At 73.3% G+C, this 19,144-nt stretch carries 20 protein-coding genes; 11 read left to right on the top strand and 9 right to left on the bottom strand.

All coding sequences use genetic code 11. From position 1 onward, the window contains the following. Window positions 1–59 precede the first annotated feature (59 nt). Together GFH29_RS07205 and GFH29_RS07200 are read left to right on the top strand one after the other, a co-directional pair. The gene (locus GFH29_RS07205) at window positions 60–647 is read left to right on the top strand and encodes a DUF3043 domain-containing protein (RefSeq protein ID WP_153322699.1); all 588 of its coding nucleotides are present in this window, start codon (window positions 60–62) and stop codon (window positions 645–647) included. Window positions 648–659: 12 nt separating this feature from the next. Beyond that, the gene (locus GFH29_RS07200) at window positions 660–1,556 is read left to right on the top strand and encodes a hypothetical protein (protein ID WP_153322698.1); all 897 of its coding nucleotides are present in this window, start codon (window positions 660–662) and stop codon (window positions 1,554–1,556) included. On the opposite strand, the gene GFH29_RS07195 is transcribed toward GFH29_RS07200, so the two are convergent. Continuing rightward, window positions 1,553–2,557, bottom strand: coding sequence for an aldo/keto reductase family protein (locus GFH29_RS07195; protein ID WP_153322697.1), 1,005 nt, complete (start codon window positions 2,555–2,557; stop codon window positions 1,553–1,555). The two genes, GFH29_RS07200 and GFH29_RS07195, sit on opposite strands and share 4 nt — an antisense overlap. Before the next feature lie 77 nt (window positions 2,558–2,634). Between GFH29_RS07195 and GFH29_RS07190 the strand changes: the two genes are divergently transcribed. From GFH29_RS07190 to GFH29_RS07175, 4 genes are all read left to right on the top strand, one after another. Continuing rightward, window positions 2,635–3,189 (top strand): GNAT family N-acetyltransferase, encoded by a 555-nt coding sequence (locus tag GFH29_RS07190; RefSeq protein ID WP_153322696.1) that lies wholly within the window; start codon window positions 2,635–2,637, stop codon window positions 3,187–3,189. A gap of 112 nt (window positions 3,190–3,301) precedes the next feature. Then, a complete protein-coding gene (locus tag GFH29_RS07185) occupies window positions 3,302–3,520 on the top strand; it encodes a hypothetical protein (protein WP_153322695.1) in 219 nt (72 codons plus the stop codon). 65 nt (window positions 3,521–3,585) lie between these two features. Beyond that, entirely contained in the window at window positions 3,586–4,293 is a 708-nt protein-coding gene (locus GFH29_RS07180) for an AzlC family ABC transporter permease (protein ID WP_153322694.1), read from the top strand. Then, window positions 4,290–4,592 carry an AzlD domain-containing protein gene (locus tag GFH29_RS07175; RefSeq protein ID WP_153322693.1) on the top strand — a complete coding sequence of 101 codons (303 nt, stop codon included), beginning with the start codon at window positions 4,290–4,292 and terminating at the stop codon, window positions 4,590–4,592. Before GFH29_RS07180 ends, GFH29_RS07175 begins: the two co-directional genes overlap by 4 nt. A 12-nt stretch (window positions 4,593–4,604) precedes the next feature. Here GFH29_RS07175 and dapB read toward each other — a convergent pair whose 3' ends face one another. Then, window positions 4,605–5,351 (bottom strand): 4-hydroxy-tetrahydrodipicolinate reductase, encoded by a 747-nt coding sequence (gene dapB, locus GFH29_RS07170; RefSeq protein ID WP_153325683.1) that lies wholly within the window; start codon window positions 5,349–5,351, stop codon window positions 4,605–4,607. A 196-nt stretch (window positions 5,352–5,547) separates the two neighbouring features. Here dapB and GFH29_RS07165 point away from each other — a divergent pair, with 196 nt between their 5' ends. From GFH29_RS07165 to GFH29_RS20625, 3 genes are all read left to right on the top strand, one after another. Further along, the gene (locus tag GFH29_RS07165) at window positions 5,548–6,015 is read left to right on the top strand and encodes a class I SAM-dependent methyltransferase (protein ID WP_228387821.1); all 468 of its coding nucleotides are present in this window, start codon (window positions 5,548–5,550) and stop codon (window positions 6,013–6,015) included. A gap of 81 nt (window positions 6,016–6,096) precedes the next feature. Further along, the gene (locus tag GFH29_RS07160) at window positions 6,097–6,705 is read left to right on the top strand and encodes a sigma factor-like helix-turn-helix DNA-binding protein (RefSeq protein WP_153322691.1); all 609 of its coding nucleotides are present in this window, start codon (window positions 6,097–6,099) and stop codon (window positions 6,703–6,705) included. Window positions 6,706–6,961: 256 nt separating this feature from the next. After that, a complete protein-coding gene (locus GFH29_RS20625; protein WP_228387820.1) occupies window positions 6,962–7,258 on the top strand; it encodes a hypothetical protein in 297 nt (98 codons plus the stop codon). 18 nt (window positions 7,259–7,276) lie between these two features. Here GFH29_RS20625 and GFH29_RS07150 read toward each other — a convergent pair whose 3' ends face one another. The 4 genes from GFH29_RS07150 to GFH29_RS07135 all read right to left on the bottom strand — a co-directional run bounded on the left by GFH29_RS07150 (window position 7,277) and on the right by GFH29_RS07135 (window position 13,907). Continuing rightward, window positions 7,277–8,644, bottom strand: a complete 1,368-nt coding sequence (locus GFH29_RS07150; RefSeq protein ID WP_153322690.1) for a M16 family metallopeptidase — start codon at window positions 8,642–8,644, stop codon at window positions 7,277–7,279. Window positions 8,645–8,717: 73 nt separating this feature from the next. Next, window positions 8,718–10,955 carry a polyribonucleotide nucleotidyltransferase gene (locus GFH29_RS07145; RefSeq protein ID WP_153322689.1) on the bottom strand — a complete coding sequence of 746 codons (2,238 nt, stop codon included), beginning with the start codon at window positions 10,953–10,955 and terminating at the stop codon, window positions 8,718–8,720. Between the two features lie 296 nt (window positions 10,956–11,251). Then, on the bottom strand, window positions 11,252–11,527 hold the full coding sequence (gene rpsO, locus GFH29_RS07140; RefSeq protein ID WP_153322688.1) for a 30S ribosomal protein S15: 276 nt from the start codon (window positions 11,525–11,527) through the stop codon (window positions 11,252–11,254). Window positions 11,528–11,738: 211 nt separating this feature from the next. Next, the gene (locus GFH29_RS07135) at window positions 11,739–13,907 is read right to left on the bottom strand and encodes an MMPL family transporter (protein WP_153322687.1); all 2,169 of its coding nucleotides are present in this window, start codon (window positions 13,905–13,907) and stop codon (window positions 11,739–11,741) included. Window positions 13,908–14,057: 150 nt separating this feature from the next. On the opposite strand from GFH29_RS07135, the gene GFH29_RS07130 reads away from it, so the two are divergent. Together GFH29_RS07130 and GFH29_RS20455 are read left to right on the top strand one after the other, a co-directional pair. Then, window positions 14,058–15,227 carry a sensor histidine kinase gene (locus GFH29_RS07130; protein ID WP_228387819.1) on the top strand — a complete coding sequence of 390 codons (1,170 nt, stop codon included), beginning with the start codon at window positions 14,058–14,060 and terminating at the stop codon, window positions 15,225–15,227. Then, a complete protein-coding gene (locus GFH29_RS20455) occupies window positions 15,179–15,817 on the top strand; it encodes a response regulator transcription factor (protein ID WP_194289582.1) in 639 nt (212 codons plus the stop codon). The genes GFH29_RS07130 and GFH29_RS20455 overlap by 49 nt, the downstream gene beginning before the upstream one ends. 3 nt (window positions 15,818–15,820) lie before the next feature. Here the strand turns inward: GFH29_RS20455 and GFH29_RS07120 are convergent, their stop codons facing one another. Genes GFH29_RS07120 through GFH29_RS07110 form a run of 3 tightly spaced genes read right to left on the bottom strand, consistent with a single transcriptional unit; the run spans window position 15,821 to window position 19,114 of the window. After that, on the bottom strand, window positions 15,821–17,104 hold the full coding sequence (locus GFH29_RS07120; protein ID WP_153322685.1) for a molybdopterin-dependent oxidoreductase: 1,284 nt from the start codon (window positions 17,102–17,104) through the stop codon (window positions 15,821–15,823). A gap of 49 nt (window positions 17,105–17,153) precedes the next feature. Continuing rightward, window positions 17,154–18,182: a hypothetical protein gene (locus GFH29_RS07115; RefSeq protein ID WP_228387818.1), complete on the bottom strand. Its 1,029-nt coding sequence runs from the start codon at window positions 18,180–18,182 to the stop codon at window positions 17,154–17,156. Next, window positions 18,179–19,114, bottom strand: a complete 936-nt coding sequence (locus GFH29_RS07110) for a bifunctional riboflavin kinase/FAD synthetase (protein WP_153322684.1) — start codon at window positions 19,112–19,114, stop codon at window positions 18,179–18,181. The genes GFH29_RS07115 and GFH29_RS07110 overlap by 4 nt, the downstream gene beginning before the upstream one ends. Between the last annotated feature and the right edge of the window lie 30 nt (window positions 19,115–19,144).

The following is a 19,144-nucleotide window of genomic DNA, read 5'->3' as shown; positions in this document are numbered from 1 at the left end:
GGCGGCGTTCCGCACACCCGCACGTCCGCAGCAGGACGCCCTCAGCGAGAAGGCCCGCGTTGTTCCGTCGTACCAAGACCGTCACCGTCACCCCGGAGCCCGTCGCGACCAAGCCCGGGGGCAAGGGTCGTCCGACGCCGTCGCGCAAGGAGGCCGAGGCCGCCGCGCGTGCGCGTGCCAAGGCCGCGCCGCGCACCCGCAAGGAGCAGGCCCGCGCCCAGCGCGAGGCCCGCGCGACCTCCAGCCAGCAGGTCCGCCAGGCCATGAAGACCGGCGACGAGCGCTACTTCATGCCGCGTGACAAGGGCCCGGAGCGTCGGTTCGTGCGCGACTTCGTCGACAGCCGCTTCTCCTTCATCGAGCTGATGATCCCGCTGCTGATCGTCTCGATGATCCTCGGCTACTCCGGCAACCCCGCCATGGCCAACCTGAGCAGCCTGGTGCTGATGGCCACGATCGTGCTGATCGTGCTCGACATGGTCTTCCTGCGCCTGCGGCTGCGTCGCGAGCTCGACGCGCGCTTCCCGAACGAGACCCACAAGGGCACGACGTACTACGCGATCACCCGCGCCCTGCAGATGAAGTTCATGCGCCTGCCCAAGTCGCAGGTCAAGATCGGCCAGCGCCTCCCCGACACCTACCGCTGACCGGGGGCCCTCATGAGTGCCGACCAGGTCCTCGGCCTGTCGGCCGGCCTGGGCAGCGCCGTGGTCTTCGGTCTCGCGGCGGTCGCGCAGGCCCACGCCGTACGCCGCAGCGGCTTCCGGCTGGACACGCTCGTGGAGTTCGTCCGGCATGCCGTGCGCGACGCCTGGATCTGGGTGGTGCTGGTCTGCTACCTCGTCGGGTTCGTGCTGCACGCGGTGGCGATCTGGCTGCTCCCGCTCTATCTGGCCCAGGCGACCGTGGCGATGTCGCTGCCGGTGACGGCCCTGGCCTCGCGCCGCGTCGCCGAGCGCCTGGACGCGAGCCAGTGGGGCTCGGTCGGGCTGGTCAGCGCGGGGCTCGTGCTGCTGGCGGCCGGCTCCGGGAGCGCCGGCGACGCGGTCTCCAGCTGGTGGCTCGCGGGCGGGCTGTGGGCCGGCCTCGTGGTGCTCAGCGTGCTCACGCTCGCGACCGTCTCCCGGGAGCGGCGCCGGCTCGCCGGGGGTCTGGGCGGGCCAGGTCTGGGCGGTCTGGGTCTGGGCGGGCTAGGTCTGGGCGCGCTGGCGGGCCTCGGGTACGCCGGGTCCGCGCTCGCCGTCCGCGGGGTGGGGCTCCCCCTCGACGGGCCTGCGGTCCTGTGCGCGCTGGCCGTCCCGTCGCTGAGCCTGGTGGCGTTCTGGGTGTACTCCCGCGCGATGAGCGGTGGCGCGGTCGCCGCCGCCTCGGCGCCGATGATCGTGGGGCAGACCTTCATCCCGGCCGCCGTCGGCATCCTCGCGCTCGGCGACGGCGTCCGGGAGGGGTGGGGCTGGGCGGTCGTCGCCGGCCTGCTCGTCTCGACGTACGGCGCGGTGCGGCTGGCGCGCGCCCAGGCCCGCGCGGCCACCCGGCCCGACCCCGTGGGGGCCTAGAAGTCCCGCTGCGGAGGCGACTGGGTCCGCGCGGGGTCGCGCTCGACCACGCCGACCAGCACCTCGTCGATGGAGCGCATCAGGTCGGCGTCCAGGCGCACACCGGCGGCCTTGACGTTGTCGCTGACCTGCTCGGGACGGCTGGCCCCGATGATCGCGCTGGAGACGTGCGGGTTCTGCAGCACCCACGCGACCGCGAGCTGGGCCATCGTGAGGCCGGCGTCCGCAGCGATCGGGCGCAGCAGCTGCACCCGCTCGAGCACGTCGTCGCGCATCCAGCGGCTGATCATGTCGGCGCCGCCCTTGTCGTCGGTGGCGCGTGAGCCGGACGGCGGCTGCTCGCCGGGGAGGTACTTGCCGGTGAGCACGCCCTGGGCGATCGGCGACCACACGATCTGGCCCATCCCGGCCTCGACGCTGGCCGGCACGACCTCCTCCTCGATGACGCGCCACAGCATGCTGTACTGCGGCTGGTTGGAGACCAGCGGCACCCGCAGCTCGCGCGCCAGCTCGGCGGCGGCGCGGATCTCCTCCGCGCGCCACTCCGAGACCCCGATGTAGAGCGCCTTGCCCGCGCGCACGATGTCGGCGAAGGCGAGCATCGTCTCCTCCAGCGGCGTCTCGTGGTCGTAGCGGTGCGCCTGGTAGAGGTCGACGTGGTCGGTGCCGAGGCGGCGCAGCGAGCCGTCGATGGCCTCCGCGATGTGCTTGCGCGAGAGGCCGTGGTCGTTCGGCCCGCCCGGACCGGTGGGCCAGTAGACCTTGGTGCAGACCACCAGGCTCTCGCGGCGCTCACCGACCAGGGCCTTGCCGAGCACGCTCTCGGCAGCGGTGTTGGCATAGACGTCCGCGGTGTCGAACGTCGTGATGCCCTCGTCGAGGGCGCGGCGCACGCAGGCGAGCGCGGCGTCCTCCTCGACCTGGGAGCCGTGGGTGAGCCAGTTGCCGTACGAGATGGCCGAGACCTTCAGACCACTCGCGCCGAGGTTGCGAAACTCCATGGGCCGACCATAGCCAGCACCCCGAACGCGTGCGCGGGATCGACGCGGTCGCGGGCGGCGACTGCAAGGATGAGGCCATGAGCTCCCCCACCGCAGACGTGTCCGTGCGGGTCGCCTGGGCCGACGACGCCCCGGCCGTCGCGCGCCTGCAGCTGCGCACCTGGCCGCAGACCTACGCCGGCCTGGTCCCACCGGAGGCCTTCCCCAGCGGCCCCGAGGCCGAGGCCGCCGCGACCGAGGCCTGGCAGGCCGCCTTCGCCAAGCCGGGAGACGCGCGCCACCGGGTGCTGGTCGCGCTGGAGCGCGCCCAGGTGGTGGGCTTCGCGGTCACCGGCCCGGCGAGCGATCCCGACTGCGACCCGGTCGCGGACGCCGAGCTCGCGGAGCTGACCGTGGACCCGGCACACCGCGGCGCCGGACACGGCTCGCGGCTGCTCCAAGCGGCCGTCGACACCATGCGCGCGGACCGCTTCACCCGGTCGGTGCTCTGGGCGGTCTCGGTCGACGACACCCTGCGCACGTTCCTCACCTCCGCCGGCTGGGCGCCGGACGGCGCACACCGCGAGCTCGACCTCGAGGGTGACGGCGTCACCCGGGTGCGTCAGGTGCGCCTGCACACCGCCCTGGCCTGAGCTCCGGAGACGCCGCTGCGGCGACTTCACCCATTCAGGTCTTGCTCGGGTGGTGACATGCGTCACCATGGAGGGGCGCGCCGTACGCGCGCACCGGAGAGAGGACCCCCGCATGCTCGGCCCGCTGCCCCGTCTGCACCAGCTCGTCGTGGCCACCGTGGTGATCCTGGCGCTCACGACGGTCGGCGCCTGGAGCGCCCTGGCCACACCGCTTCCCACCACGTGGGGCGCCGTGCTCGGCGCACTCACCGGCGTCGGCGTCGCGCACCGGCTCCTGCACGACCCGCACGCGCCGCGTCGCCCCCGTCAGGCCCGCACCCGCCGCCACTGAGCGCCCCGGCCGCCTGCGGCCACCCGTCCCACGAGGCCTCCGAGCCCACCGGTTAGGGTCCCGGCGTGTCCAGGTCCGACCCGACGTTGCCGGCCCCGGAGCGCACCGCGATCGTGCGCGACAGCCTCGGCGTCGGCATCGCCACCGGAGCGTACGGCGTGTCCTTCGGCGCCGTCTCCGTCGCGGCCGGGCTCGACGTCTGGCAGACGTGCGCGCTGTCGCTGCTGGTCTTCACCGGCGCCTCGCAGTTCGCGCTGGTGGGCGTCGTCGCCGGCGGTGGCGCGCCGCTGGCGGGCACCGCCGCCGCGCTCCTGCTCGGCACCCGCAACACCCTCTACGGGCTCAAGGTGGGCCCGTTGCTGCGCTGGCGGGGCTGGCGACGCGCCCTGGGGGCGCACCTGCTGATCGATGAGTCCACGGCGATGAGCGTCGGGCGCGACTCGGTGCCGGCAGCCCGGCTGGGGTTCCTGACGACCGGTGTCTCGATCTTCGTGCTGTGGAACCTCTTCACGCTCCTCGGTGCGCTCGCCGGCACGGCCATCGGCGACCCCGCGACCTACGGCCTCGACGCCGCGGTGGGCGCCGCGTTCCTGGCGCTGCTGTGGCCGCGCCTGGACTCCTGGCACCACCGGGTGGTCGCGGTGCTCGCCGCGGCGGTCGCGCTGGGCGCGGTGCCGCTCACGCCCGCCGGCGTACCGGTGCTGGCCGCGGGCGCGGTCGCGGTGCTCGCCGGCCTGCTGCGCCGCCCCGAGCGCCCCGAGGCGGCGTCGTGACCTGGCTCGCGGTGCTCCTCGCCGCGGCCGGGTGCTACCTGCTCAAGCTGGCCGGGCTCAGCGTCCCGCCACGGGTCCTGGAGCACCCGCTGGTACGTCGCGTGGCCGACCTGATCCCGGTCGCCCTGCTGGCCGCCCTGATCGCCGTCCAGGTCGCGGCCAGCGGCAGCGAGCTGGTGGTGGACGCGCGGCTGGCGGCGCTCGCCGCGGCGGCGGTGCTGCTGGTGCTGCGGGCGCCGTTCCTGGTGGTGGTCTTCGGCTCGGCGTTGCTCGCCGCGGCGCTTCGCGCCCTGGGCTGAGCGCTGGGCGCGTCAGTCCAGGTCGAGGAAGTGCTCGAGGCCGACGGTGAGGCCGGGCCGGTCGGCGATCGTGCGCAGCCCGGTCAGCACGCCGGGGGTGAACGAGGCACGGTCCATCGAGTCGTGGCGGATGGTGAGGGTCTCCCCCACCCCGCCCAGCACGACCTCCTGGTGGGCGACCATGCCGCGGATGCGCAGGCCGTGGACGCGGATGCCGTCCACGTCGGCGCCCCGCGCGCCATCGAGCGCGGTCGAGGTCGCGTCGGGGACCGGGTCGCAGCCGGCCTCGCGACGCGCGGCGGCGATCAGCTGTGCCGTGCGCCGGGCGGTGCCGCTGGGGGCGTCGGCCTTGTCGGGGTGGTGCAGCTCGACGACCTCGACCGACTCATAGAACGGGGCGGCCGCGGCGGCGAAGCGCATCATCAAGATCGCACCGATGGAGAAGTTCGGCGCGATCAGGACACCGGTGCCGGGCGAGCCCTCCAGCCAGCCACCGAGCCGCGCCAGCCGCTCGTCGTCGAAGCCGGTGGTGCCGACGACGGCGTGGATGCCCTGCTCGACGCAGAACCGCAGGTTGTCCATGACGACGTCGGGGTGGGTGAAGTCGACGACCGCCTCCGCGCCTGCGGAGACCAGCGTCTCCAGCGGGTCGCCCGCGTCGACAGCTGCCACCAGCTCCAGGTCCGCGGCGGCCTCGACCGCGCGGCAGACCTCCGAGCCGACCTTGCCCCGCGCGCCCAGGACACCGACCTTCAACACCCTCGTCTCAGCCACGTCGCCAGCCTAGGACGTCGGGGCCCCAGGACCGGTCCGGGACGGGTCCGGCGAGACCGATCGGTGTGAGACTCAGCGCACCTTGGGGACCGGGTGGCACCACGAGGTCTGGGCTTCTGGCAGTCTTGACCCCATGGTGGTGCAGACGATCCCTGCGCGGATTCGGTGGGCGGTTGAGTTCATGGATGTCCAGCCGACCGACCACGTCCTGGAGATCGGTTGTGGACCCGGGGCTGGAGCGGAGGCTATTTGCTCCCGGCTGACCACCGGCAAGCTCTTCGCGATCGACCGGTCCGAGTCTGGCGTGGACCGCACGAAGCGACGCTGTGCGCGCTTCGTGGAGGCCGGCCGACTGACGGTGCGCCAGATCGACCTGGCCACGCTGCGGGTCCCGGTCAAGCGGCTCAACAAGGTCTACGCGTTCAACGTCAACCTGTTCTGGGTGCGTGACTGCGACGACGAGATCGCGCTGCTGCACGAGCGCGTGCTGCCCGGCGGTGCTGTCTTCTTGTTCTTCGAGGTGAAGTTCCCCGACCAGATGCCCACGGTGGTGTCGAAGGCGTCGGCGGCGCTCGCGAAGGGCGGCTTCCGGGTCTCGGTCGTGGAGCAGAAGAACCCGGCGGTCATCGGCATCATCGGCCGTCGATAAGGTTTTCCCCTTATCTGGCATTGACATTAGGAAATTTCCTGATGCATCCTCGGAACTGACCCGCTCACTCCGGAGGTGCCGGTGCCCGTGCTCGTGCTCACCGTCGACCAGCGCTCCAGCCGCGCCGGCGCCGACCTGGTGCCCCGCGCGATGGAGGCCACCGCCGGGGTGCCTCTCCTGCGGCCCCTCGAGCGCACGGCCGGCGATGAGGTCCAGGGCGTCCTGGACCGCCCCGAGCACGTGGCTCTCGTGCTCGAGCCGCTGCTGCGAGACGACACCTGGCACATCGGCCTGGGCGCCGGCACGGTCGAGGAGCCGCTGCCCGACCACGCGCGCGCCGGCCGGGGCCCGGCGTACCTCCACGCCCGCGAAGCGGTCGGACGGGCCAAGAACAGCCCGTGGCACCTGCGCGTGCACGGTGACACCGACGACGCCCGGCACCTGGAGTCGGCGCTGTGGCTGTGGGCGGCCGTCCTCGCCCGTCGTACGCCGCGGGGCTGGGACGTCGTGGACCTCGCCGACCAGGGCCTCACCCACGAGGAGATCGGGCGCCGCCTGGGCATCAGCCAGTCGGCGGTCAGCCAACGCGCCCAGGCCGCCGGGCTCGCCGAGGGACGGCGCGCCCGCGAGCTCGTCACCCACCTCGCCACTCCCCTGCTGAGGGTGCCTGGTGCTGGGATGGGCCCATGAGTCCGGAGAACTGGGGCCAGCTGGTCACCGCGCTGCTCGCCGCCACCACCGTCGCGGCGGCGTGCTCGTGGAGCCGCACCGGGCGCGACGTGTGGACCCCCGCGACGCTGCTGCTGCTCGCCGCCGCGGCGGGGGTGGCCGCGACACCTGCCGACATCGACAGCGGCGCTCGCGCCGCCACCGCGCTGCTGGTCGTGCTGGGCGCCGCAGCCGCCGTCCTGGGCGGCGGCCGGTCACCGCGCGCCTGTTCGCGCTCGTGGACCGCCCGCGGGCCGACGGGACCACGACCACCACCCAGGGCGCCGGGTCGGTGCTGCGCGGCGGGACCTGGATCGGGGTGCTCGAGCGGGCGGCGGTCTACGCCTCGCTCGTGGCCGGCTGGCCCGAAGGGATCGCGGTGGTGCTGGCCGTCAAGGCGTTCGGGCGCTACCCCGAGCTGCGCGCGGCGGAGGACGGCGTCCGCACCGGCGCCGCGGAGCGGTTCATCATCGGCACCTTCGCGAGCGTGCTGTGGGCCGGGGCCTGCGCCGCCGTCGTGGTGCTGGTGCGCTGACCCCGACCCACTGCCACGTCAGGCGTGCTGCTCCTCGGTGGCGCCCGGCCCGCTCTCGGGGCCGACCACCGCGAGGATCTCCGGTGCGCCGAAGACGGCGGCCGCGACCTCGCGCACGTCGTCGAGGCTGACCGCGTCGATGCGCGCGAGCACCTCGTCGATGCTCAGCAGCTCGTCGTGGACCAGCTCGCCCTTGCCCAGGCGCGACATCCGCGAGCCGGAGTCCTCCAGGCCGAGGACCAGGCCGCCGCGCAGCTGGCCCTTGCCGCGGGCGAGCTCCTCGGCGGTGATGCCGTCGGCCGCCACCTTGGCCAGCTCGGCGCGGACCACGGCGAGCACGTCGTCGAGCTTGGCCGGCAGGCAGCCGACCGACACCCCGACCAGTCCGGCGTCGGCGTGGTGGCTGCCGAAGGAGTAGACCGAGTAGGCCAGTCCGCGGCGCTCGCGCACCTCCTGGAACAGCCGGCTCGAGGTGCCGCCGCCGAGCGCGGTGTTGAGCACCCCGAGCGCATAGCGGCGCTCGTCGTCGCGACGGATGCCGGCCATGCCGAGCACGACGTTGACCTGCTCGAAGGGCCGGGTGGTGCTGGCCGTGCCGGGGTGCACCGGCACCGCGCCGTTCGCACCGCGCGGCGGGACCGGGCGCTCGTCGCCGGAGAGGAAGTCGTTGCGCCCGAAGGCGGCGCTGACCTGCTCGACCAGGGCGTCGTGGTCGACGTTGCCGGCCACCGAGACGACCATCGTCGCCGGGCGGTAGTGGGCGCGGTAGAAGTCGTGGATCTGCTCACGGGTAAGCGCACCGATCGACTCCATGGTGCCGGCGATGCCCCGGCCCAACGGCGTGTCGGCGCCGAAGGCCTGCTCGGCGAAGAGGTTGTGCACCACGTCGTCGGGGTCGTCGTCGTGCATGGCGATCTCGTCGAGGATCACGTCGCGCTCGGCCTCGACGTCCTCCGGCGTGATCAGCGAGTCGGTGATCATGTCTCCGAGCACGTCGACGGCCAGCGGCAGGTCCTCGTCGAGGACCCGCGCGTGGAAGCAGGTGTACTCCTTGGCGGTGAAGGCGTTGAACTCCCCGCCCACCGCGTCGAGCTCGATGGAGATGTCGAGCGCGGAGCGCGTGCTGGTGCCCTTGAAGAGCAGGTGCTCGAGGAAGTGCGAGCAGCCGTGGAGGGTCGCGGACTCATCGCGCGAGCCCACCCCGACCCACACGCCGACGCTCGCGGAGCGCACGCCGGCGAGGCGCTCGCTGATGACCCGCAGCCCGCCCGGAAGGACGGTACGACGGATCTCGGAGGTCACCTGACCGGCGGCGTCGGTGACGGTCTGGACGGTGATCGTGGTGCCCGGCTCCTGCTCGGCGCCGGACACGATCGTGGGCGACATGCCCCGGGAACCGGACGACCGGCCCGCAGTCGCCTGCGGGCCGGTCGTCGTGTTGGCTTCAGCCACGTGGAGGTCAGGCCTCCTCGGTCGCCTCGGCGGCCGGCTCCGCGGTCTCGCCCTCGCCAGCGGTCTCCTCGACCACGGGGATGAGGGAGAGCTTGCCGCGGTCGTCGATCTCGCCGATCTCGACCTGGATCTTCTGACCGACGGAGACGACGTCCTCGACGGTCTCGACGCGCTTGCCACCGGCGAGCGGGCGCAGCTTGCTGATGTGCAGCAGGCCGTCCTTGCCGGGCATGAGCGAGACGAACGCACCGAAGTTCGTCGTCTTCACGACGGTGCCGAGGTAGCGCTCGCCGACCTCGGGCATCGTCGGGTTGGCGATCGCGTTGATCGCCGAGCGGGCCGCGTCGGCCGCCTCACCGTTGGTGGCACCGATGTAGATGGTGCCGTCGTCCTCGATGGAGATCGAGGCGCCGGTGTCGTCCTGGATCTGGTTGATCACCTTGCCCTTCGGGCCGATGACCTCGCCGATCTTGTCGACCGGGATCTTGACGCTGATGATCCGCGGCGCGGTGGAGGACATCTCCTCGGGGGCGTCGATGGCCTCGGCCATGACGTCGAGGATGACGTGGCGGGCGTCGCGCGCCTGGGTCAGCGCGGCGGCCAGGACCTCGGCGGGGATGCCGTCGAGCTTGGTGTCGAGCTGGAGCGCGGTGACGAACTCGCGGGTGCCGGCGACCTTGAAGTCCATGTCGCCGAACGCGTCCTCGGCACCGAGGATGTCGGTCAGCGCGACGTACTGCGTCTGGCCGTCGATCTCACCGGAGACCAGGCCCATCGCGATGCCCGCGACGGAGGCCTTCAGCGGCACACCGGCCTGGAGCAGCGAGAGGGTCGAGGCGCAGACCGAGCCCATCGAGGTGGAGCCGTTGGAGCCCATCGCCTCGGAGAGCTGGCGGATCGCGTAGGGGAAGACCTCGCGGTCCGGGAGCACCGGCAGGAGCGCGCGGCGCGCCAGGGCGCCGTGGCCGACCTCGCGACGCTTCGGGGAGCCGACCCGGCCGGTCTCACCGGTCGAGAACGGCGGGAAGACGTACTTGTGCATGTAGCGGCGCGACTTCTCCGGGGAGAGGGTGTCGAGCTGCTGCTCCATCTTGAGCATGTCGAGGGTGGTGACGCCCAGGATCTGGGTCTCGCCACGCTCGAACAGCGCCGAGCCGTGCACGCGCGGGATCACGCCGACCTCGGCGTGCAGCGGACGGATGTCGGCCAGGCCGCGGCCGTCGATGCGGATCTTGTCGCGCAGGATGCTCTCGCGGACCAGCTGCTTGTTCAGCGAGCGGAACGCCGCGCCGATCTCCTTCTCGCGGCCCTCGAACTGGGCGGCGAGGCGCTCGATGAGCGAGGCCTTGATCTCGTCGGTGCGCGCCTCGCGCTCGGCCTTGTCGGCGATCTTCATCGCGGCGGCGAGGTCCTCGCGGGCGGCGGACTCGACGGCAGCGAAGACGTCGTCCTCGTAGTCGAGGAAGACCGGGAAGTCCTGGACCGGCTTCGCGGCCACGTTCGCCAGCTCGCTCTGCGCCTCGCAGAGCTGCTTGATGAAGGGCTTCGCGGCGTCGAGGCCCGAGGCCACGACCTCCTCGGTCGGCGCCTGGGCACCGTTCTGGACCTTGTCGAAGGTGGTCTCGGTGGCCTCCGCCTCGACCATCATGATCGCGACGTCGCCGGTGTCGGTGACACGGCCGGCCACGACCATGTCGAAGACGGCGTCCTCGAGCTGGCTGTGGGTCGGGAACGCGACCCACTGGCCCTCGATGAGCGCGACGCGCACGCCGCCGACCGGGCCGGAGAACGGCAGACCGGAGAGCTGGGTGGACAGCGACGCGGCGTTGATCGCGAGCACGTCGTACGGCGCGTCGGGGTTGAGCGCCATGACCGTGATGACGACCTGGACCTCGTTGCGCAGACCCTTCTTGAAGGTCGGGCGCAGCGGGCGGTCGATCAGGCGGCAGGTGAGGATCGCGTCCTCGCCCGGGCGACCCTCGGAGCGGAAGAACGAGCCGGGGATCTTGCCCGCGGCGTACATCCGCTCCTCGACGTCGATCGTCAGGGGGAAGAAGTCGAAGTGGTCCTTCGGGTGCTTGCCGGCGGTGGTCGCCGAGAGCAGCATCGTGTCGTCGTCGAGGTAGGCGGTCACCGAACCGGCGGCCTGGCGGGCGAGGAGCCCGGTCTCGAACTTGATGGTGCGGGTGCCGTACTTGCCGTTGTCGAGAACGGTCTCGACGGCGCTGATGACGGGTTCAGTCAAGGGGTTTGTCCTTGTTCTGTGCGCGGAGCTCCGCGTCGTCCCGGTGGGGGTGCGGGGATCTCGATCTCGAGGTGCCCGCCGGGGCCTCGCCTTGGTGCGAGGGGCCGGTCTTCGATCGAGGCCCGCAGATCGAGACGATCTGAAGGCCACTACCGAGGACCGGGCCGAAACGATGCGGTCGCTCCTGGATGTGGATGCTATGAAGTTGTGCTTGCGAGCCTAGCGAACGCCGGCCCGGAAATGGAGCAGGGCGGCCGCTCTCGAGGAGCGGCCGCCCCGCCCGCGAGGACCAAGCGTCAGCGACGCAGGCCGAGGCGCTCGACGATCGACCGGTAACGGGCGATCTCGGTCTTCTGCAGGTAGTTCAGCAGGCGACGGCGCTGACCGACCAGCAGCAGCAGACCACGACGGCTGTGGTGGTCGTGCTTGTGCTGCTTGAGGTGCTCGGTGAGGTGCGAGATGCGGTGGCTCAGCAGCGCGATCTGCACCTCGGGCGAACCGGTGTCACCCTCGGTCAGGGCGTACTCGGCGATGATCTTCTTCTTGGTCTCCGCGTCGGTACCGATCGACATGCGGGCTCCCCTCCGCCCCTTCCAGGGCACTCTCGCTGCGCGGCGCGCCGGGGCCTGTTCTCCCGGGCACTCTGGATCCGCGGCCGTTGCACGGCAGATGACTCAGCAATGGATTGGTGTCGGCCGGCGCACGAGGCCCCGGACAACCGCATCAGACTAGCGCGCGGCGCGACACCCGCCCAAAACGCGGGCGGCGGGGCGAGCAGCGTGCTCACCGGCCCTGCAGAGCGTACGCCGGGTCCTGCTCGACGACCTGCTCACCGACCGGGCGGCGGGGCCGGCGCGGCCACCAGGCCCGCTCCCCCAGCAGCACCAGCGCGGCGGGCAGCAGCACCAGGCGCACCAGCGTGGCGTCGAGCAGGATCGCGGCGGCCAGGCCCACGCCCATCATCTTCATCTCCAGCATGCTCAAGGTCGCGAAGATCGAGAACACCGAGACCATGACCGCGGCCGCGCTGGTGACCACGCCGGCGGTGTCGGCGATCCCGCGCTCGACCGCGAGGCGGGTGGGCAGCCCGCGGGCGACGTGCTCGCGGATCCGGCTCACCACGAACACGTGGTAGTCCATCGACAGGCCCACCAGCACCACGAGCACGAACAGCGGGATCCAGTGGATCACGAAGCCGGGGGTGGTGACGTCGAGGGCGCCGCTGCCCCAGCCGTGCTGGAAGACCAGTGCCAGCACCCCGAACGCGACCCCGACCGAGGCCAGGTTGAGCACGGTGGAGAGCAGCGCGATCGGCACGCTGCGGAACGCGGCGTACATCATCAGCATCGTGAGGAGCAGCACCGTTCCGATCACCAGGGGCAGGGCGAGGCGCTGGTCCTCGTCGTAGTCCAGCGCCTCGGCGACCCCGCCGCCCACGGCGCGCTCGCCCTCGATGCCGTCGAGGGCTTCGGGCACCAGGTCCGCGCGCAGCGTGCGCACGGCCTGCGCCGCCCGCGGGTCGGTCTCGGACCAGTCCATCCCGAGCTCGAGGGTCGAGGTGCGACCGTCCGCGGAGGTCTCGACCTCGCCGGCCCCGGTGAAGTCGCCACCGGCCAGGGCGGTCCGGCCGAGCCGCTCGAGCGCACGCCTCGCGCTCGCCTCGTCACCGGCGGTGCTGACCACCACCCGCGCCGAGGCGCCCTCGGTGGGGAACTCCGCGGCGATCGCCTTCGTCGTCGCCACCGCGGGGAGGTCGGCCGGCAGGGTGTCGAGGTCGGCGTGCGCGGTCTTCATGCCCAGCGCCGGCACCGCCAGGGCGAGGACCACCAGGCTCGAGGCGAGCAGCGCGGCCAGCGGGTGGCGCAGCACCGGGGCGAGCAGCCGGCTGCTGATGCCGCCGCGCCCGATGCGCGCGTTGAGGCGCCACAGCAGCGGGACCCGGGGCCGGTCCACCCAGCGTCCGAGCGTGGCCAGCAGCGCCGGGAGCACGGTGATCGAGCCGAGCACGGCGACCGCGACCACGACGATCGCCCCCGTCGCCAGCGAGTTGAAGGTGGGATCCCCCATCACGTAGAGCGCCCCCAGGGAGGCGATGACGGCGCCGCCGGAGACCAGGATCGAATGCCCCGAGGTCTCGGCGGCGATCTCGATGGCGTCGCGGGTGCCGCGTCCCGCGGCCCGCTCCTCGCGCTCACGCTTGAGGTAGAACAGCGAGTAGTCGACACCGACCGCCATGCCGATCAGCACGACCATGCTCCCGACGGTCGGCTCGGTCGGCACCAGGTGGGAGATCGGCGCCATCACCCCGATGGTCGCGGCGACGCTGGTCCCGGCGAGCAGCACGGGCAGCCCGGCGGCGACCAGGGCACCGAAGGCGAGGAGCATCAGCACCAGGGTGACCGGCACGCTCGTGAGCTCGGCCGAGGCGAGGTCGTCGGCGACCCGGTCGTTGATCTCCTTCTCGAGGCTGACGTCGCCGCCCTGGCGCAGCTCGAGGTCACGATGGTCGCGCTGGACCGCCTCGGTCGCCGCGGTCACCTCCTCGATGTCGTCGTGACCCTCGTCGAGCGCGATCGTGACCAGCGCCGCCGTCCCCGGCCCGCTCCACTGCGGGGGCGCGACCCCCGCCACGCCGTCGACGTCACCGAGCCGCTCGGCCAGCGCCGTCCCGGCCGCGCCCGCCTCGGCGCGGTCGAGGGCACCGCCGCCCGTGGTGGTGATCAGCACGTGCTCGGCGTCCGGGTCGGCCAGACCGGCCTCCTCGACCAGCGCGTCGGCCCGGCCGGACTCGCCGACCCGGTAGTCGGCGGAGGTGGTCTCCTGGGTGGGGATCGCGGCGGCCAGGCCGACGGCGAGGGCCACCAGCGCCAGCCAGCCGAGGATGGCGCGCCACGGATGGCTCGCGCTCCAGCGTGCGGCCCGCAGGGGCAGGGCGGTGAGGAGGTGCGACATCGGGGCTCCTGGTGCGTCCGGGGCCGACGGGGTCCGGCCTCCGGCCAGCCTGGCGAGGCGAGCGGGTCCCGGTCAGGAACGCAGGCACCCGGCCGCACGGTGGTGCCAGCACCACTGTCGCCGGCGACCGGATCCCGCGAGGATGGGCGGGTGAGCACCTCGCCGGCCGCTGCCCGTCCCGCCCACGCGGGCCGGCTGCGCCTGACGTCGTACGCCGCGTGGCAGCTGGCGTGCTTCGTCCCCGCGGTGCTGCTCGTGGTCGCCTCGGTCCTCGGTGGCGTGCTGGCCCTGCTGTGGATCGGCATCCCGGTGCTGCTGGTGGCGATCCCGGCGACCCGCTGGCTGGCCGACCGGCACCGCCGGATGGCCGAGCGAGTCCTGGGCACGGCCATCCCCGAGCAGTACCGCCCGGCCGAGCGCGGCCCGGTGCCGCGCGTGCTCGGATGGGCGCGCGACCCGATGACCTGGCGCGACCTGGGCTGGCTGCTGTGGACGGCCACCTTCGGCTTCGCGCTGTCCCTGCTCGTCGTGCTGCTCCTGGTGCTGGTCGTCACCGGCGGGCTCTGGTACTTCGGCGTGGAGCCGCTGATGCGCGCCCGGTCGGTCGTCGACCGCTGGTTCCTCAGCGTCGGGCACACCGAGCGGCTGGAGCAGCGCGTCCAGGAGCTCACCGTGACCCGTGCCGACGCCGTCGACCACTCCGCGGCGGAGCTGCGCCGACTCGAGCGCGACCTGCACGACGGCACCCAGGCCCGCCTGGTCGCGCTGTCGATGCACCTCGGGATGGCGGAGTCCACGTTCGCCGACGACCCCGACGCGGCCCGGCGCCTGGTGGCCGACGCCCGGGCCAGCAGCGTCGCCGCGATCGGCGACCTGCGCGCGGTGCTGCGCGGCCTCCACCCGCCGGTGCTCGCCGACCGCGGGCTGGGCGGTGCCGTCGAGGCGCTCGCGCTGGACCTCGCCGTACCGGTGCGGGTGGACGCCTCGCTCGCGGGACGCCCGCCGGCGCCGGTCGAGTCGGCCGTCTACTTCGCCCTGGCCGAGTGCCTGGCCAACGTGGTCAAGCACGCCGGCGCCGAGCACGCCTGGGTGCGCCTCACCCACGCCGACGGCGTGCTGCGCGGCGAGGTCGGCGACGACGGCGTCGGCGGCGCGGACCCGCGACACGGCACCGGGATGCTCGGCGTCATGCGGCGCCTGGGCGCCTTCGACGGGACAATGGCGGTGGCGAGCCCGACCGGCGGGCCGACCCTCGTCACCGTGGAGGTCCCGTGCGCCTTGTCCTCGCCGAGGACCACGCCCTCCTCCGGGCCGGCCTGACCCAGCTGCTCGAGATCCACGGCTGCACGGTCGCAGCCGCCGTCGACAACGAGGCGGACCTGCGCGCCGCGCTGCGCGACCCCGGCGTCGACGCCGCGGTGCTCGACGTGCGGATGCCGCCGACGCACACCGACGAGGGCCTGCGTGCCGCGATCGAGGTGCGCGCCGCCCGTCCCGGCTTCCCGGTGCTGGTGCTCAGCCAGTACGTCGAGCACCTCTACGCCCGCGAGCTGCTGGCCAGCGGCGAGGGCGCGGTCGGCTACCTGCTCAAGGACCGGGTCGCCGACGTCGCGGAGTTCGTCGACGGCCTGCGCCGGGTGGTGGCCGGCGGCACCGTCCTCGACCCGGAGGTGGTCGCCTCGGTGATGAGCCGCGGCCCCGAGCCCGTCGACCGGCTCAGCCCGCGGGAGCGGGAGGTGCTGGCGCTGATGGCCGAGGGACGCTCGAACGCCGCGATCGCGGCGCGGCTGGTCGTCACCGACAAGGCCGTGGCCAAGCACATCAACAGCATCTTCACCAAGCTCGACCTGCCGCCGGCGCCCGACGACCACCGCCGGGTCCGCGCCGTGCTGGCCTGGCTGCGGGTCTGAGCCTCAGACCACCGTGACCGGGTGGCGGACCACGGCGTCGAAGAGGTAACCCCCGTCGTTGTACGCCGCGGTGAGCGGCTGCGTGCGGCCCGCGGCGTCGGTGGCCCGGGCGAGCAGCTCGTGCGCGCCGGCGGCGGGCCGGCGCCACTGGTAGGACCAGCGCGTCCAGGACAGGTCGCGGGTGCGCCCGTGACCAGCCCCGTGACCAGCCCCGCAGCGGGGCTTGTCGCGCAGCCCGGCGGCACGCCAGGTCGATCCGCCGTCGACGCTCACCTCGACCCGCACGATCGGCGCCGCGCCGCTCCAGGACCGACCGGTCAGCGTGATCGTCCGCGCAGCCGGGAGCACCTCGTCCCAGTCCAGCTCGAAGGCCGAGCGCACCGGGTTGAGGCTCAGCGGCGCCGCGTCGGCCGGGTGGTCGCCGCCGGTCATCCGGTACCACAGCGTGTTCCACGGCGAGGTCTGCTCGGTGGTGGAGACCTCGAGCGAGCCCAGCCACTTGATGCTGGCGATGCCCACCCAGCCGGGCAGCACCAGGCGCAGCGGGAACCCGTGGTCGGGCAGCAGCGGCTCGCCGTTCGCGCTCCAGGCCAGCAGCGCGTCGTCGAGCGCCTTGTCGATGCCGAACGGGCGCCGGACCCGGCCGTAGTCGACGCCACCGCTGACGTACGGATCGTCGAGGCCGGTGGCCATCACCGAGACCGCGTCGCGGCGGATCCCGATGCGGTGGAGCAGGTCGCGCAGGAGCACACCCTCCCACCGGACCGCACCGACCGCACCCAGCGCCCACGGGGTCCCGGAGGCGGGCGTGCCCTGCTGCTCGGCGAAGAACCGGCGCCCGTTGCCGGTGCACTCGTGGGTGGCGGTGATCGTGGTGCGCGGCAGTCGCTTCAGGTCCGCCAGCCGGAACGACAGCCCCTCGTCCGCACCGCGCCCACGGGCCAGGCCGTCACCGTGCACCCGCAGGGCGTACGTCGCGGGCTCGATCACCGGCGTGCGGGTGTGGTTGCGCACGAACAGGTCCGCCTGGGAGGTCAGCGCCTCGCGGGCCCGCACCGAGCCCCACCGCATCTCGGCGTTGGTGCCGTGGACCACGAACCGGTCCGGCGGCAGCGGCTTGAGGATCGGGCCGGTCGGCGCCGGGGCGCCTGCCCGCGGGGCCAGGGGCGACCGGGCTCCCCCGGCCAGCGCGGGGCCGGCGCTGAGCACCGGCGCCACCGCGGCGGTCGCGAGCGAGAGCTTCAGGACGCTGCGGCGGCTGACCGGCCGCGCGGGAGTCGTGGTCATGGACCATTTACTACATCAGATTCGTGCACTTAGGAAGAGGTGGTGCGGGTCAGACCACCACGTCGGCGTCGCGGTCGCGCACCGCCAGGTAGACCGCGCGGACGCCCACGGCGCGCTCCAGCTCGCGCATGACGCTGCCGAAGAACTGCACCCGGTAGGTCTCGTCGGTGACCGTGGAGACGGTCAGGTAGAGCGCGGAGAACGACGCCAGGAACACCGAGACCTGCACGAGCGGCTCGCTCACCTGCGACAGGACCGGCAGCGCGCGGATGTCGGACTCGGGGATCGCGGTCCACGCGGACTGCACGTCGAGGTCCATCACCAGGCCGCCGAAGGCGAGGAAGAACACGAAGACGCCGACGCTCATCAGCAGCACCTGGACCGCCTGGATGACGACCAGCACCAGCACCAGGTTCCAGCGCTCGAAGCCGCGCACCTCGGCGTACGCCGCGAGCGCCGGGCGCCCCTCGACGTCGCTGAGCAGCTCCCGGGCGACGTCGGCCACCGGGGTCCCGGCGGTGGTGCGACGCAGGAAGTCGGCGTCCACCTCGTCGTCGACCTTGTCGACCTCCTCGGGCAGGCGGACCAGCAGGAAGCCGGTCGCCAGCAGCACGAAGAGCAGGGCGGTCAGCCACAGGGTGCCGGTGGGCAGGTCGGCGGCGACCTGCCAGACCTCGCCGTTGATGAACAAGAACGTCACGAACAACAACAGCAGCGGCAGCGCCCGGCTCATCATCGGCAGCAGCGTGCGCAGGCTGCCGAAGGTGCGCCCCAGTGCCCAGCGCACGATCGGCGCGGCCCGCAGGGAGGTCAGCGCGTAGACCAGCACCGCGACCATCGCCGCGGAGATCATCAGCGCCGGGGCGACGCTCGGCTGCCCGGTCACCCAGGCCAGCCCGGCGCCCGCGGCCGCGGCCACGAGACCGCTGAGCACCGCCAGCGGGAGCGTGCGTCGCCCGCGCAGGGCCGCGTGGGCGGCGGCCCGCTCCTCGGGGACGAAGTAGGCCAGGCCGTGGGTGAGGAACCACGCGTCAGTGGCCTCCAGGAGGCCGCGCTCGGGCGCGGGCCCGCGCGTCACGGGACCAGCAGCTCGCGGGCGCGGCGCACGTCGTCCTCCATCTGGACGATCAGCGCGTCGACGGAGTCGAACGCGACCATGCCGCGCAGCCGCTCCACGAAGGAGACCTCGACCTCCACGCCGTAGAGCTCCAGGTCGGTGCGGTCGAGCACGTAGCTCTCCACGCGGCGGGCCCGGACGCCGTCGAAGGTGGGGTTGGTGCCGACCGAGATCGCGGCCGGGAAGCGCTCGCCGGTGTCGAGGCGACGCAGCCACCCGGCGTACACGCCGTCGGAGGGCGCCGCGGTCATGCCGTCGGTGGGCACGTTGGCGGTCGGGTAGCCCAGCTCGCGACCGCGCTTGTCGCCCGGGACGACCGCGCCGCGCACGGCGTACGGCCGGCCGAGCGCCTCGGCGGCGCCGGCGACGTCGCCGGCGGCCAGGCAGGTGCGCACGTAGGTGGAGGACCACACCATCGGTCCGCCGTCGAGCGGGATGCCCTCGGCCGTGAAGCCGTAGCGCTCCCCCGCCTCCTGCAGCGTCGCGACATCGCCGCTCGCGCGGCTGCCGAAGCGGAAGTTGGCGCCGACGACGACCGCCGCCGCGCCCAGCGCGTCGACCAGGATCCGGCGCACGAAGTCCTCGGGCGACCAGGCGGCGACCTCGCGGTCGAACGGTACGGCGAGCACGGCGTCTGCACCGGCCTCGCCGAGCAGCTCCGCGCGGGCCTGCATCGTGGTCAGCGTGGTCGGCGCGTGCTCGGGGCGCAGCACCGCCATCGGGTGCGGGTCGAAGGTCACCGCGACCACCGTGAGGCCCTGGGCGTCGGCGATCGCGCGGGCCCGCGCGAGCACCTGGCGGTGACCCACGTGCACGCCGTCGAAGTTGCCGATGACGACCGAGGTGCGGCCCAGGTCGGCCGGTACGTCGTCGAGCGAACGCCAGATCTCCACATCCCGAACCCTACTGGCGCGATCGGGCGC

The sequence above is a fragment of the Nocardioides sp. dk884 genome (assembly GCF_009557055.1).
In the GTDB taxonomy this organism is placed as follows: domain Bacteria; phylum Actinomycetota; class Actinomycetes; order Propionibacteriales; family Nocardioidaceae; genus Nocardioides.
This window is presented reverse-complemented; position numbering and strand designations above follow the sequence as displayed.